Here is a 12,460-nt window from a genome sequence, read left to right as displayed (position 1 = left end):
CTCGGTATCGGGGATAGCGGGGAATGTTGATGCTTTACAGGCCCCGGGCGCTCAGCATATCCCGGTAGCGCTGGTGCAGCAGTTTGACTCGTTCCACATAGGCGCGAGTCTCCGCATAGGGCGGGATGCCGCCGTGTTTCTGCACCGCACCGGCCCCGGCGTTGTAGGCGGCGGTGGCCAAAGAGATGTTGCCGTCATACTGCTTGAGCAAGCCCGCCAGGTACTTCACCCCGCCGAAGATGTTCTGCTCCGCCAGCAGGGCGTTGCCCACTCCCAGTTCACGGGCGGTGGCTGGCATCAGCTGGGTCAGCCCCATGGCGCCCTTGCGGGAGACGGCCAGCGGGTTGAAGGCGGATTCGGCGTGGATAAGCGCGCGGATGAGGGCGGGATCGACGCTGTAGGTCTTGGCCGCCGCCTTGATGGTGCTGGCGTAGTCGTAGAGGAAGAGGCCAGTGGTGCGCCAGTTGACCTTGGAATCGGGATTGCAGGCGTAGCAGTCGTTGAACAGCAAGAGCTCATAGTGGCCCTGATCCGGCATGATGTCGGAGTAGCGGACGACCCCGTTCTTCTGTACCGATTTGTAGACCTGGATCTGGCGCGGCGCCGATGCCTTGGCCAGCTCAGGCTCGGGATCCGTGGCCGATACGGTGGCGGGTTCTGGTTTCGTTATCGCCACGGGTTTGACCGTGATGGTGGGGGGCGTCTCTGTCGTCAGGATCACCACCTCGGCCGGTGATGGCATCTGGCCCCAGACAGAGAGGGAAATCAGGGGAATGGCTCCCAGCAAGATCCATGCTTTCAACGGCTTGCTCCTTAAGCCTTGGACGCCCGTTGAGTAAAGCATCAGGGGCGAGGCAGAACAAGCGCGCCGTGTGGCGCGCCAGCAGAAAAGCCAAAAAAGGAGGCCGCGCAGTGGCGGCCTTGAGCAAGGCGCTTGCCTGTTTATTCCAGCAGCCAGAGACGGGCGCTGCGCGCCGGCAGGGCGACCCGTACCCACTGACTCTGCACATTGATGACGGCGCTTTGATCCAGCACATCCTTGTAGTTGCGATACCAGTTCAGCTCGAACTTGGCGGTGTCGAGCCAGTACTCCTGCTCGTAATCACACTTGTTGACGCCGACCAGCCCCTGCTTGCCGCGCTTGAACAGCACGAAGCAGTCGCCGCTGCCGACGAGCTGCATGGGCTGACCCTGCACGGTATTATGGAAGAGGATCATCCCCTTGAGATCGCTTCGCAGGTAGTAGTCCTGCCAGCGCAGGCCATCCTTGTCCTGGGTCTCGCCGTGATCCGAATAGACCAAGGGCGAGCCGCCATCGCGGCCGAGCAGATAGGCATAGGCCAGCTTCTCGTCGGTCTGGCTCAGGATCTGGTAGCGGAAACCGTCGTTGGTGGGGATGTCGTGGGTGATGGCGAAGGTGACCGCCCGGTTGCCCGGCAGGGCCTGCCCGTAGGCGCCGGGATCCGCCAGCTGGTTCATGCTGCCGCCATAGCCGAGCGCCCCGCGCAGGGAGGCGAACAGCGGGAAGTCATAGGCGCCCTGGCCGCTGTTGTCGAGATAGGGCTTGAGGAAGCGCTCGTAATCCGTGCTGCCGGCGCCCCCGGAGGTGATCACCTCGCCAAACACGTGCATGCCCTGTTTGATCTCGGGGGTGAACACCGCGTTGATCTGGTAATCGCTCATGTGCTTGACCGCATCGACCCGAAAGCCCTTGATCCCCATCCCCTTGAGCGCCTTGAGATAGGCCTGCTGCTGGCTCACTACCCAGTTGTTGGGGTCGAGATCCGGCAGCCCCTTGTCGCCGGCTCCGCCACACAGGCGCCAGTACTGGACATGGCCGGGATCGCTCCAATCGGTGATACAACCCTCTGGGTGAAAGTCGGAGGGCGACAGTAAATTCTGCCCCAGGTCGCCAAACAATCGTTGTCTGCCGTAGTAATCAGGGTTGGTAGCGTATTGCCCTAGCAGTTCAGTGCCGGGATAGTTGAGGTCGTTGCGCTTCCAGCTCTCGTTGGCCATGTGGTTGAGCACCACATCCGCATAGACGGCGATGCCGCGGGCCTGCATGGCGGCGATCAGCTGCTCGAGATCCTGCTTGTTGCCAAGAGGACTGTCGACGAGTCGCAGATCCTGGGGCTGATAACGGGCCCACCACTCGTTGCCCGAAGACTTGAGGGGCGGCGAGATGAGCACCTGCTTGTAGCCCGCCCCCTTGATGAGATCGGCCTTGGCGGTGACCTCGCTGTATTTCCAGTTGAAGGCGTGCAGTATGACGTCGGCGTGCGCCAGTGGGGCGATCAGCATGCCTGCGAACGCCAGTATTCCCGCTGTGTTTTTCATTATTGTCTGTCCTTGTTTGGGTGCCCGAATGGGCACCCAGAGCCTCACATCGGCCTCCGCTGGCGGCAATCACGGCGCGGCGCTTTTGTGAGCATCCTCAAGCTGGGTTATGCACAGTTGTGACGGCTTGCATAAAACCACCCAGCCCTTGTCGTTACTGTCTTTTCTGTTATTGGATGGCTAGTCGAGGCCATGGTTGTAGACCGGCTGCCAGGCGCAGACCCGCTGGTTGTTGCGGCTGTTTTGCAGCCAGAAACGGTTGCAGTTGTCGTCGTAGTTGCTGGTGCCCACGTTGATCCCGTAACTGCTCAGGCGCTGCCCTTGCAGGGATTGATAGACGCCGTTGCGTAGCAGGGAGAAGTGCAGGTGCGGGCCGGTGGAGGATCCCCCCTCGCACAGGGCGTCGTTGCGGTTGCTGGCATAGCTGCCGATGGGGCTGTCCGCCGTCACGTAGTCGCCGCTGCGCACCGAGATGCCGCTCATGTGGTAGTAGTTGGTGGCCCAGCCGTTGGGGGCGGTGATCCTGAGCTGGCAGCGGGAGAAGACGGTGACGGTGCCGCTGTTGGCGGCGGTGACCGTGTAGGTGGCGCCGCCCCAGCCCGGCCAGTCGTAGGAGACATCGATGGAGGAGTAGGGGTAGCCGGAGCCGCTGTGGGAGTGGGCACCGTTGACCTTCCAGCTGTAGCCCTGCCGCCAGGGCAGCTGGAACTGGCCGGTGGCCAGCCGGGGGGAGGGGGCTGCGGCAGCAGTTCTGGCGCGGGTGAGGGCCTCGGTCCCAAACAGGGTTCGCCACTGCTCGGTCAGCCGTTGCTGATCCTGCTCACCGAGCTGGCTGGCGAGGGCGAGACGATGAGCGTCGGCCGGCAGGCGCGGCGGGGTGACATGTTTGCCTTGTTGCAGTTGGGCCTTGGCCTGATAGAAGCGATCCGACAGTTGGCGAGCCATCAGCTCCAACTGCTGATCGAACCCTCGCGCCTTGACCCGCCGGGCGAAGGGCGCCGCCATGGCCTGTTTTGACGGTGCCGAGATGAGCTGGCTATCGGCCTCCATCAGCGCCAGCAGCAGCTGGGGATTGAGGCTGGTGATGCCGCTCCAATGGAGGATGACTTCCTCCTTGGGCAGCAGATGAGGCGCCTGTTGCAACAGAAAGTCGTGCAGATCGAACGCCATGGCGGCCTCGCCAAACACGAAGTGAGCCTCGTCCAGTGGCAAGTCCTGAAGAGAGCCCGCTGTGAGCTGCTGCTTGCTGAAGTGATAGGGGAGACTCGGGGTGTGGAGGTCGCCAGTCCAGCCGATGGCGGGCAGCAAGGTCAGTATCAGCAGGGAGTCTGTCGTTTTAAACATGGATATGCTCCTTGGCACGAGGTGAAGTAGCGGATGGGGGTGTCCCACTCAGGCAACGACAGCACTGGGCTATGCCAAGGTTTCACCATAGGAGGCGTGGTTTAAATTGCTACTCGAATGGGGCTTTTTGTTGATTCTAGTATCGCCAAAATATTGTTAATGAATCTTTACATTGTCAGGTTCTTATTTTAAATCAGCATCTTGTGGGCATGCCTATGGCATGGAGCCGTAAAGCGAGTAGGATGGTTCAGCAAGCATCACGCTGACACCCGCGATCGGCAATGCACCGGAAATCCAACCCCGTGCACCATGGGATCGAAAGAGGATGAGGCCAATGTCGGCATTTTTTGTGGTGTGCAGGCGTGCTATCTTGCCTGTGTCCAAGCTGGTCTGATCTGTTAGCCCGGCACGGACAAAAAATGGAAGGAGAGGCCGCTGCGGCCAAGGGTCAAATGGGTGTGATAAACAGGCGGACAATGGAGTTCACGTTCGAAGAGTACTGCGATGCGGATCTCTCCCTGATCAGGGATTATTACGAGACGACATTCTCCCACTATGTGCCGGATTTGGCCGAGCGTATCTTCGTGGTGCGCGACGCACACTGGCTGGTGGGCGCTGTGCGTCTGCGCGACGAGCAGGATTATTACCACCTGTGCGGTTTTAGGTTGTTGCCCCACTACCAGTCTCTGGGGCTGGGTTCGCGCCTGTTGCAGCGGGCCTGTCACGATCTGCTGGACAAGCCGGTGATCTGCCACGCCTTGCCATTCGAGAGACCCTTCTACCTCAAGGCGGGTTTTGCCCATCTTCCTCTGCATGAGCTGGATGGGCCACTGCATACCCTCTATGACCAGCAGCGCGAACAGGGTTACCAGATCGAGCTGCTGGTGCGCCAGGTCGACGCCTCGGCTTACAGCTAAGCGTTCACTGGGGCTTGGTCAGCAGGTGGATCTTGCCAGGTGACAGCTCCAGTCCCAGCAGGTTCTCCTTGAGCCAAGCCTGGTTGGGATCCTTGTCATCCAGCTTGTAGACGGGTTGGGTCTCCAGCCGCTTCTCCATGCTCTGCAGCAACATCTTGAGCATGAAACCAAACTTCTGCTCGGCCGCGGCCGGCTCCAGCTTGTAGTCAATCAGCTTCATGTTATCGAGAAACAGGGCGCTCTGAGCCTTGTCGTAGCGGGGCCTGGCCTCGTAGGTCATGTTCAGCAGCGCGTCGTACTGGGTGTTGTCCGGCAGCGCTATCTTCAGCTTGCCCTTGCCAAATACCCGAGCCGTGTCCGGCGCCTGGCGACCTATCTGCACATCGCTCTGCTCGAGCTGGATATGAGCCTTGATGATGCCGGGCAATTCCAGCTGTTTATCGACTTGTACCTGGGATTGCAGATATTGGTTTATCTGCTGCTCATTGATGTCATATGAGCCTTGGCCTAACATGGCCAGACTCAGCAGCACAGATTGCAGGATCATGCTAACGACCTGATAGAATGGGTTTGTGCTACAGCATACCATCCCGATCCATCGGGATCTGCCCGCGTCATTCGTTCATTGCACCGAGGAATCGCCTTGCTCGACGGTTTGGAATACGATCTCCAGTTGTTGTTTACCCGCTTCCTCGGTTGGTTGTTGCTCTTCTTCCACACCGTGATAGTGGCGGGGGTGTCGCTGCGGGTGGTGATGAAGCGGCGTCCCATCGGGGTGTCGCTGGCCTGGCTGGCACTCATCTATGCCATTCCCTTTGCCGGGGTCGGCTTCTACGTGTTGTTTGGCGAGATCAGGCTAGGCCGCAAGCGGGCCGAGCGGGCTCAGGCCATGTATCGCCCTTACGCCATCTGGATCCGCCAGTTGACCCGTCTCTTCCCCCAGCACTGCTGCGAGGTGGGCAGCAAGGCGCGGCCGCTGCATGATCTCATTCAGGGGCGACTGGCCATGCCCATGCTCTCCGGCAACCGGATGACGCTGCTGCACAAGCCGGAAACCATCTTGCAGGAGATAGTGCGCGATATCCGCCAATCCTCCCAATCCTGCTATCTGGAGTTCTACATCTGGCACCCCGGCGGGGATGCGGATGCGGTGGGCGAGGCCCTGATCGAGGTGGCGCAGCGCGGCGTGGATTGTCGTGTGCTGCTCGACTCCATCGGCAGCAAGGCCTTTTTCCGCTCGGCCTGGCCCAAGCGGCTGCGCAAGGCCGGGGTCAAGCTGGTGGAAGTGCTGCCGGTCGGCGCCTGGCGTATCCCGTTCCAGCGCCAGGACTTGCGCATGCACCGCAAGCTGGTGGTGATCGATGACAGGGTGGGTTACACCGGCTCCATGAACATGGTGGATCCCCGCTTCTTCAAACAGGATGCGGGGGTCGGCCAGTGGGTCGACATCATGATCCGGGTGCAGGGGCCCGTGGTGCCGCTGATGTGGTCCACCTTCGTCTCGGACTGGGAGATGGAGACCGGCGAGCGGCTGCTCGACAGCCTGCAGCACGAGCCCGAAGCCTGGCCGCAGACCAACTACCGTGCCCAGCTCATTCCCTCAGGTCCCTTCGTCGGCGGCGACTGCATCCAGCAGAGCCTGCTGCTGGCCATCTATCAGGCGCGCCACCACCTGGTGCTGACCACCCCTTATTTCGTGCCGGACGATCCGCTGGCGGCGGCGCTCTCCTCGGCGGCGGCCCGCGGCGTGTTGGTACAGCTGGTGTTGCCGGCACGTAACGACTCCCTGATGGCCAATCATGCCTGCAACGCCTTTATGGAGGAGTTGCTCGAGGCCGGCGTCGAGATCTATCGCTATGACGCCGGGCTCTTGCACACCAAGAGCGTGCTGGTGGACGACGACTTTGCCCTGGTGGGCACGGTCAACCTCGACAGGCGCAGCCTCTGGCTCAACTTCGAGGTGACCCTGCTCATCGACAACCCGGTGTTTGTCGCCGAGATGAATCAGCTGGTGCAAGGTTACATGCTGGAGGCGACCCCCATGTCGCTGGTCCAGTGGCGAGCTCGCCCCTGGTACAAGAAGCTGCTGGAGAACATCTTCTACCTGTTCAGCCCCTTGCTATGACAAGGGATGGGGAGCGCTCGCTACCCGTTCAAACACCCGCCACGGCACAAGAAAATGACTTCTGAACCGGATGGGGCTTGCCTCATCCGGTTCCCGCCCCGTAGAGTGCGGCAATGAGCCTTTGGAGAATGACATCAAGATGAAAAAGAGAGTGGCCCTGGCCGTCGGTGCGGCATTGGTGGTGGGCGGGTTGGGTGCCTGCTGGTATACCGGACAAACCTTCGATCGGATCCTCGCCGAGGAGATCGCCAAGGTGAAGCAGGGCAGCGGCGTCGAGCTGAGCTGGATCCCCTCGAGTGAAAACCTGTTCACCCGTGACGGTGTGCTCAAGGTGGTGGTGACGCCGCAGGCGCTGGCGAGCTTCGATCCCCAGTTGGCGGGGAGCGAGCCCATCGAGATGGAACTCAACAGCAGCAACCGCATACTGCCGCTCTACATCAAGAGTCAGCTGTTGCTCGAGACCGGCAAGGGGACCTTGGCTCCCGTTTTCGCCGCCCTTGGCATGCAGCAGTGGCAGCTTGGTCTCGAATCGGCCAGCAGTCTGTTGACCCAGAGCCAGAGCGCCCGCTTCTGGCTGAGCGACTTCAAGGTCAAGGAGGGGATGAACGAAATCAGCTTCCTGCCCCTGAGCGGCAGCTACAGCGGCGATCTGGAAGGCAATGGCCACATGACCTTCCAGTGGCAGGGGCTCACCTTGCATGATGCCCAGAGCAAGATGGACATAGTGCTGGCGGACTTCAAGGGTAGCGCCGACTTGGCCGAGATCAGCGGGATCTGGCTCTCGCCCCGCAGCAACGCGACCCTGTCCGCCTTCTCCATGAACCTGCCGCAGAGCATCAGGGTCTCGCTGCAGGGGCTGAGCAGCACCACTCAGTTGGCAGGGGATGATGCCCAGACCCTCTCCAGCCACTATCAGATGAAGGTGGCCACCCTCAATCTGGAAAATGAGAGCGACAACCTGGCACTGACTCAGGGCAATCTGGATCTGGAGCTGAAAGGGCTGGATCTGGAAGGCTATCAGGCGTTGCAGGAGGCCAGCGGCCAGCGGGTAGACGAAGCGGCACTGCAACAGGCGCTGGACAAGATGTTGCAACGGGGCGCCACGCTGCAGTTGACGGATCTCAGTGCCCAGCTCAATGGTGAGCCCGTCAGTCTGCAGGGCGAGGTCAAGCTGGCACCGACGTCGCTGGCGCAGTTGATGGGGGGTGAAGAGGGGAGCGAGAGCATGCACGCGCTGTCTGGTCTGCTCCATACCAAGCTCGGCGATCAGCTGGGCAAGGCCGTGCCGCAGCTGGCCCCCATGCTGGCGCAGTTTACCGCCCAGGGTTACCTGAAGGCGGAGCCGGGACAGCTCAGCGCTGACCTGAAGCTCGACAAGGGTGCGATCACCATCAACGGCTTGCCGCTGCAATAGCGCGGAGGCAATGTAGGCATGAAAAAGGCTCCCTCGGGAGCCTTTTTTGGTGGTGCGGTTATGACTTGAAGACCACTGTCTTGTTGCCGTAGACGAACACCCGCTCGTTCAGCACCAGCTCCAGTGCCCGGCTCAGCACGGATTTCTCCACATCCCGGCCTGCCTTGGCCATGTCGTCGGCGCTGAAGGTGTGGCCGACGTGGATCACGTCCTGCTCGATGATGGGACCTTCATCCAGATCGTCGGTGACGAAGTGGGCGGTAGCGCCGATCAGCTTGACCCCGCGATCGAATGCCTGACGATAGGGGCGGGCTCCGATGAAGGCGGGCAGGAAGGAGTGATGGATGTTGATGAGCTTGCGCGGATAAGCGGCCACAAAGCTCGGGGTCAGCACCCGCATGTACTTGGCCAGGATCACGTAATCGGGCTGGTAGCTGTCGATGATGGCGCGGACCTGATCTTCATGCTCGGTGCGGCTGAGATCCTCATGGCTGACGGCATGGAAGGGAATGTCGAACTTGCCGGTCAATTCGGCGAGGGTATCGTAGTTGCCGATCACCGCCACTATGTCCATGTCCAGCGCACCGGCGTAATTCTTCATCAGAATGTCGCCGAGGCAGTGGGTCTCCTTGGTCACCAAGATGACGATCCGCTTCTTGCCGGCCTTGACCAGGCGGCGCTGGGCGCCCACTGGCAGGGCGTCATCGAGATCCGCTAGCAGGGTCTCGTCGTTGAAACGCCCCTCCAGCTCGGTGCGCATGAAGAAGCGGCCATTCTCGTGATCCACGAACTCATCGTTCTTGTTGATGTTGAGCTGGTGCTTGTAGCAAATGTTGGTGATCTTGGCGATGAGGCCCTTGGCGTCGGGGCAATCCGTCAGCAGTATTTTCTTTTCCATCTCTGTCATGATTCCGTTGGTGGTAATGGCGCCTGAGTCTGCGCAGGCTGCACGTTTTTTCAGGCACTATGCCATAAACAAAATCAGAAAAGACAGCGCGCAATGAGCTGCTGAGCCGAGTTGGCATCCACCAGACTCTCTGGGGCCCGTATTGGTCCTTGATGGGTTTTAGGCTGGTATAGCGCGCTTTTTTTCTTTACGCTGTCTGCGCTTATTCTCAGGGCGGGGTGAAATTCCCCACCGGCGGTATCCCGATCTGACTCGGGGAGCCCGCGAGCGCCTGACCTTGGTTCATAACCAGGGTCGGGGTCAGCAGATCCGGTGAGATGCCGGAGCCGACGGTCATAGTCCGGATGAAAGAGGATAAGACAGATATTGCCAGTCAGGCCCGCTCTGGGCTGGCTGCCGCATGCCTATCTCTGTCTGCCTTTCCATGCCCTGATTCTGGTCCTTGTCTTATTTAGGAGTCTTACCATGAATCAGTCTCTACTCAGTGAATTTGGTGATCCCATTGCTCGCGTCGAAACGGCGCTGGCCGCATTGCGGGCCGGTCGTGGCGTCTTGGTAGCCGATGATGAAGATCGGGAGAACGAAGGGGATCTCATCTTCGCCGCACAAAGCATGACCAACGAACAGATGGCCATGATGATCCGCGAGTGCTCCGGCATCGTCTGCCTCTGCCTGACCGACGAGCGGGTTCGTCAGCTGGAACTGCCGATGATGGTGGAGGCGAACTCCAGCCACTACCAGACTGCGTTTACCGTGACCATAGAAGCGGCGCAAGGCGTCACTACCGGGGTCTCTGCCGCCGATCGCATCACTACCATCAGGGCCGCCATCGCCGACGGTGCCCGCCCGTCCGATCTGCATCGTCCTGGCCATGTCTTCCCGCTGCGCGCGCGTACCGGTGGGGTGCTGACCCGACGCGGTCACACCGAAGCCACCGTCGATCTAATGCAGCTCGCCGGGCTCAAACCGTTCGGAGTATTGTGCGAGCTGACCAAAGCCGATGGCTCCATGGCCAGGCTGCCCGATTTGGTCGAGTTTGGTCGCAAGCACCAGATGCCGGTATTGACCATCGAAGATCTGGTGCAATACCGTCAATTGTTGGCAGAACGTTCAGCCTGAGCTTCATACGAAATTGTAATAAGTAGATTTTTTGGTTACGCTTTGTCCGAACCTCATCCAGGGCACTCGTTTTTGACTTAAGTTTGCACAAAAAGTGTACGTTTAAAAAAAAATGAGGGTTTTAATGCATTTATCTGTGATGGGGCCTATCCAAACTCGTATTTATTTGTGCCATAATCACGCCGCTTGCTAAACGTCTGGCGAGTTAAAGGGAGCTTTAAAAATGAAAAAATTGTTGTTGGTAGGTGTTGTTGGTCTGTCTGCCCTGCTGGGCGGTTGTGCAAACACCAGCGAACTGGAAACCTCCGTTCAGAATCTGTCTAACAAAGTTGACCAACTGGCTCAAGATGTTAGCGCTGTTCGTGCTGATCAATCCAAAATCGCTGCTGATGTTGCTACTGCAAATCAAGAAGCTATGCGTGCTAACCAGCGCATCGACAACATGGCTACTTCCTACAAGAAGTAATCCATGCGAAAAAATGGCGCATTTTCAATGCGCCATTTTTTTTTGCCTGAAATTTGTCATTTCCCATCAAGCTTCACTTTCTGCCTGAACAAGGCAATGCCGACCGCTCGGCATCACCCTGACTTTCCTTTCTCTCTAGATCAATAAAGCAGGCTATAGAGCTTGCGACGATAATTCTGCGCCACCGGGTTGGCTCCCATGGTCGTCAGGATATCGAGATAGATCTTCTTGGCATCGCCAAACGCCAGATCGCGCCTGAGAATGCTAAATAGCAGCGCCAAGGCTTCTTCCTGCCGACCAACCTGACTGTACAGCACCGCCAGCTCTTGGGTGAGGGCGTCATCAGCCGGATCCGCTGCGTGACGCGTCTCCAGTGCGCGCAGTTCGGGACTGTCTGCGGCTTGCAGCGCCAGCGCCAAACGGGAGCTCAGGGTCTGATAATGGTCATCCTGCGCCGCCATGGGAATGGTCGCGAGCAGTGCCTGGGCTTCTTCCAGCAGATTCAGATCCAGCGCAGCTTGCACCAGCCACAGGCTGATGTCGTGTCGGGCCGGTGCCAGCTGATGGGCCTTGGTGAGTTGGGCATGGGCCAGCTCGGCTTGCTCCTCGGCCAGGGCCTGCTTGGCTTGCTCGAGCAGTTGCTCTTCTTCCTTGGGGGCAAAGGCGGCGAAGTACTGGCGCAGGGTCGCTTCGTCCTGTGGACCTTCCAGGATGGCCTGCTCGTCCGGGCGGCCCTGATGGAACAGCACCAGTGCGGGCAGGGCCCGTAAGCCCAGCTGGTTACCCAGTGGCTGCAGCTGGGGGTCATTCATGTCGACCTTGGCCAGGGTCACCTGGCTATTGGCCGGGCCGACCAGGCTCTCCACCAGCGGGGTCATGCCCTGACATTCGGGCAGCTGGGGGGCGTGGAAATAGATGACGACCGGCTTCTTCATGGACGCATCGATCAGTTCGGCGTGAAAATTCTGGGGATTGATGTCGACGATCATGAGGCTGACTCTCGAAAAATGGTGTGAGCTAACATGGGGTCTATGGGGGTTGATTTCAAGGATTCATCCAGCAGGTAGCCGTTGACGCTGAGGGTCGGGGCCGCGAGGCTCAGCCAGCCGCGGCCGAACTGCCAATCTTGAACCTGATAGGACTGCGTATCGAGCCGATTATCCAGCCGCCAGCCTTCCTCTGGCACAAAACACACCTTGTCGAGTCCGGCAGCGATGCCGTCCCCCTGGGCTTTCAGCACCGCCTCCTTGCGTGACCAGAGCCGATAAAAGGCAGACTCCTGCTCTTGCACGGGCAGAGAGAGGAGCCACTTATATTCACTGGCTGCATAAAAGCGCTTGGCCAAGGGCAGAATGTGGCGGCGGCGCAGCCCCATCTCCACGTCCACTCCGAGTGGACCCTGCTGGCAGAGGGCGAGTGCCAGCCAGTCACCGCTGTGGCTGAAATTGAACTGCCAGGCGTGGCTGCACAGCACGGGTTTGCCGTGGGGACTGTTGCGAAACACCAGCTCATCGCTCGGGCAGTGCAGTCGCTCGGCCAGCATTCGGCGCAGCAACACCCGGCCGAGCAGGTACTCTCGCCGCCGACCTGGCTGCTGAATGCCATGCCAATGCTGATGTTCTTCCGCAGAGAGCTCACTCGATAGCGCGATCAGCTGGTCAGCGCCTATCTGGGCCGGTTTTAACAAATAGAGATCCGCTGAGATCATAATTTTTCACTTAAAAAAGAGGGTGAAGCAGCGATAAATGGCAGTTTTCACCAGCACTAATGACCGCTTTCGAGATTGTATATTGTTTGGGCATGATCACATTAATTATGAAAAATACTG

At 59.5% G+C, this 12,460-nt stretch carries 12 protein-coding genes and 1 riboswitch; of the genes, 5 read left to right on the top strand and 7 right to left on the bottom strand.

Annotated features, from left to right (window positions below):
• Nucleotides 1-34 precede the first annotated feature (34 nt).
• From BN1137_RS19995 to BN1137_RS19985, 3 genes are all read right to left on the bottom strand, one after another.
• On the bottom strand, nucleotides 35-844 hold the full coding sequence (locus BN1137_RS19995; RefSeq protein ID WP_408605557.1) for a lytic transglycosylase domain-containing protein: 810 nt from the start codon (nucleotides 842-844) through the stop codon (nucleotides 35-37).
• A 98-nt stretch (nucleotides 845-942) separates the two neighbouring features.
• Nucleotides 943-2,340, bottom strand: coding sequence for an alpha-amylase family protein (locus tag BN1137_RS19990; RefSeq protein ID WP_050720265.1), 1,398 nt, complete (start codon nucleotides 2,338-2,340; stop codon nucleotides 943-945).
• Between the two features lie 180 nt (nucleotides 2,341-2,520).
• Nucleotides 2,521-3,684 carry a M23 family metallopeptidase gene (locus BN1137_RS19985; RefSeq protein WP_050720264.1) on the bottom strand — a complete coding sequence of 388 codons (1,164 nt, stop codon included), beginning with the start codon at nucleotides 3,682-3,684 and terminating at the stop codon, nucleotides 2,521-2,523.
• A gap of 476 nt (nucleotides 3,685-4,160) precedes the next feature.
• Here BN1137_RS19985 and BN1137_RS19980 point away from each other — a divergent pair, with 476 nt between their 5' ends.
• A complete protein-coding gene (locus BN1137_RS19980; RefSeq protein ID WP_050720263.1) occupies nucleotides 4,161-4,601 on the top strand; it encodes a GNAT family N-acetyltransferase in 441 nt (146 codons plus the stop codon).
• A 4-nt stretch (nucleotides 4,602-4,605) separates the two neighbouring features.
• Here the strand turns inward: BN1137_RS19980 and BN1137_RS19975 are convergent, their stop codons facing one another.
• Entirely contained in the window at nucleotides 4,606-5,148 is a 543-nt protein-coding gene (locus BN1137_RS19975; protein ID WP_050720262.1) for a YceB family lipoprotein, read from the bottom strand.
• A 96-nt stretch (nucleotides 5,149-5,244) separates the two neighbouring features.
• On the opposite strand from BN1137_RS19975, the gene cls reads away from it, so the two are divergent.
• Nucleotides 5,245-6,726, top strand: coding sequence for a cardiolipin synthase (gene cls / locus BN1137_RS19970; protein WP_050720261.1), 1,482 nt, complete (start codon nucleotides 5,245-5,247; stop codon nucleotides 6,724-6,726).
• 139 nt (nucleotides 6,727-6,865) lie between these two features.
• Complete coding sequence (locus tag BN1137_RS19965) at nucleotides 6,866-8,140, top strand: DUF945 family protein (protein WP_050720363.1); 1,275 nt, start codon at nucleotides 6,866-6,868, stop codon at nucleotides 8,138-8,140.
• A 58-nt stretch (nucleotides 8,141-8,198) separates the two neighbouring features.
• Here BN1137_RS19965 and purU read toward each other — a convergent pair whose 3' ends face one another.
• Complete coding sequence (gene purU, locus BN1137_RS19960; protein WP_050720260.1) at nucleotides 8,199-9,038, bottom strand: formyltetrahydrofolate deformylase; 840 nt, start codon at nucleotides 9,036-9,038, stop codon at nucleotides 8,199-8,201.
• 209 nt (nucleotides 9,039-9,247) lie between these two features.
• A riboswitch (FMN riboswitch) is annotated at nucleotides 9,248-9,407 on the top strand.
• Between the two features lie 105 nt (nucleotides 9,408-9,512).
• Here purU and ribB point away from each other — a divergent pair.
• Nucleotides 9,513-10,166 carry a 3,4-dihydroxy-2-butanone-4-phosphate synthase gene (ribB, locus tag BN1137_RS19955; RefSeq protein ID WP_050720259.1) on the top strand — a complete coding sequence of 218 codons (654 nt, stop codon included), beginning with the start codon at nucleotides 9,513-9,515 and terminating at the stop codon, nucleotides 10,164-10,166.
• 223 nt (nucleotides 10,167-10,389) lie between these two features.
• Nucleotides 10,390-10,632 (top strand): Lpp/OprI family alanine-zipper lipoprotein, encoded by a 243-nt coding sequence (locus BN1137_RS19950; protein ID WP_050720258.1) that lies wholly within the window; start codon nucleotides 10,390-10,392, stop codon nucleotides 10,630-10,632.
• Between the two features lie 140 nt (nucleotides 10,633-10,772).
• Here BN1137_RS19950 and BN1137_RS19945 read toward each other — a convergent pair whose 3' ends face one another.
• Nucleotides 10,773-11,621, bottom strand: coding sequence for a tetratricopeptide repeat protein (locus tag BN1137_RS19945; protein ID WP_050720257.1), 849 nt, complete (start codon nucleotides 11,619-11,621; stop codon nucleotides 10,773-10,775).
• Nucleotides 11,618-12,340 carry a 4'-phosphopantetheinyl transferase family protein gene (locus tag BN1137_RS19940; RefSeq protein WP_050720256.1) on the bottom strand — a complete coding sequence of 241 codons (723 nt, stop codon included), beginning with the start codon at nucleotides 12,338-12,340 and terminating at the stop codon, nucleotides 11,618-11,620. Before BN1137_RS19940 ends, BN1137_RS19945 begins: the two co-directional genes overlap by 4 nt.
• Between the last annotated feature and the right edge of the window lie 120 nt (nucleotides 12,341-12,460).

Origin of the sequence: Aeromonas tecta (assembly GCF_000820185.1) — a bacterium.
In the GTDB taxonomy this organism is placed as follows: domain Bacteria; phylum Pseudomonadota; class Gammaproteobacteria; order Enterobacterales; family Aeromonadaceae; genus Aeromonas; species Aeromonas tecta.
Note: the sequence above shows the minus strand (reverse complement) of the source record. Positions and strands in the feature narration are given on the sequence as shown.

What these genes read in the sequence shown, in the direction of transcription:
- BN1137_RS19965 (WP_050720363.1), top strand. Translation starts at nt 6,866, where the DNA reads ATGAAAAAGAGAGTGGCCCTGGCCGTCGGTGCGGCATTGGTGGTGGGC.
- ribB (WP_050720259.1), top strand. Translation starts at nt 9,513, where the DNA reads ATGAATCAGTCTCTACTCAGTGAATTTGGTGATCCCATTGCTCGCGTC.
- BN1137_RS19945 (WP_050720257.1), bottom strand. Translation starts at nt 11,621, where the DNA reads ATGATCGTCGACATCAATCCCCAGAATTTTCACGCCGAACTGATCGAT.
- BN1137_RS19950 (WP_050720258.1), top strand. Translation starts at nt 10,390, where the DNA reads ATGAAAAAATTGTTGTTGGTAGGTGTTGTTGGTCTGTCTGCCCTGCTG.
- BN1137_RS19940 (WP_050720256.1), bottom strand. Translation starts at nt 12,340, where the DNA reads ATGATCTCAGCGGATCTCTATTTGTTAAAACCGGCCCAGATAGGCGCT.
- BN1137_RS19985 (WP_050720264.1), bottom strand. Translation starts at nt 3,684, where the DNA reads ATGTTTAAAACGACAGACTCCCTGCTGATACTGACCTTGCTGCCCGCC.
- BN1137_RS19995 (WP_408605557.1), bottom strand. Translation starts at nt 844, where the DNA reads ATGCTTTACTCAACGGGCGTCCAAGGCTTAAGGAGCAAGCCGTTGAAA.
- BN1137_RS19975 (WP_050720262.1), bottom strand. Translation starts at nt 5,148, where the DNA reads ATGATCCTGCAATCTGTGCTGCTGAGTCTGGCCATGTTAGGCCAAGGC.
- BN1137_RS19980 (WP_050720263.1), top strand. Translation starts at nt 4,161, where the DNA reads ATGGAGTTCACGTTCGAAGAGTACTGCGATGCGGATCTCTCCCTGATC.
- BN1137_RS19990 (WP_050720265.1), bottom strand. Translation starts at nt 2,340, where the DNA reads ATGAAAAACACAGCGGGAATACTGGCGTTCGCAGGCATGCTGATCGCC.
- purU (WP_050720260.1), bottom strand. Translation starts at nt 9,038, where the DNA reads ATGGAAAAGAAAATACTGCTGACGGATTGCCCCGACGCCAAGGGCCTC.